This is a genomic window from Heliomicrobium gestii, from assembly GCF_009877435.1.
Lineage (GTDB): Bacteria > Bacillota > Desulfitobacteriia > Heliobacteriales > Heliobacteriaceae > Heliomicrobium > Heliomicrobium gestii.
Genome location: NZ_WXEX01000033.1, coordinates 1 through 914 on the forward strand (window position 1 = coordinate 1; position 914 = coordinate 914).

Below are 914 nucleotides of genomic sequence, written 5' to 3' on the forward strand. Positions count from 1 at the left end.
CGGAAGCTCATTTGCTTGCCCGGCTTGTGCTGAAGCTGGCTGCAATGTCCACGATACAAAGGAGAGATCTTGGAGACACCTGAACTTCTTTCAGCACAAGACCTTTATCCATGCACCTTTGCCTCGAACGAAATGCGATCGATGTGGGGCAGTCCGCCAGATAACGGCGCCGTGGAGTCGACCCGGCAGTGGATTCACCCTGCTCTTTGAGGCCTATGTGATGACACTCATGAAAGAAATGCCTGTTAAATCAGTCGCGCGAATTGTTGGCGAACATGACTCTCTCCTGTGGCGAATCCTCCATCACTATGTTCATACAGCTCGCCGAAAAGAAGACCTGTCGACCGTCGAGAAGATCAGCATCGATGAGACGGCTCGGGCCAAAGGGCATAAGTATGTCTCGATCGTGATGGACGCCGAGACCCGGCGAGTCATCTTCGCCACAGAGGGAAAGGGCGCCGATGTACTTCCGAAGTTCAAGGAAGATTTTCAATCCCATAGGGGTTGTACGGAGAATATTACCGATGTTTGCATGGATATGTCCCCGGCCTTTATTTCCGGTGTGGAGAAACATCTTCCGGAAGCAGCGATAACCTTTGACAAGTTCCATGTGATCAAATTAATCAACGAAGCGGTGGATCAAGTTCGACGGGAAGAACAAAAGACGATGCCGGAGTTGAAAGGAACTCGCTATATTTGGCTTAAAAACAAAAGGCATCTAACGATGAAGCAAAAAGCAATTATGGAGGATGTGCTGGCCCAACGAAACGCAAAGACAGGCAAAGCATATCAGCTCCGACTCACTTTTCAAGAAATGTACGAAAAAGACCCCATGGATGCGCCAATGTTCTTTAAAAAGTGGTACTTCTGGGCGACACATAGTCGGTTAGCGCCGATGAAAGAAGTGGCACAGA

1 protein-coding gene is annotated in these 914 nt (G+C 49.2%); it reads left to right on the plus strand.

The window, feature by feature from the left end:
* Positions 1-914 (plus strand): ISL3 family transposase (locus GTO89_RS16835; protein WP_161263250.1); only part of this gene is annotated, 914 nt, incomplete at both ends.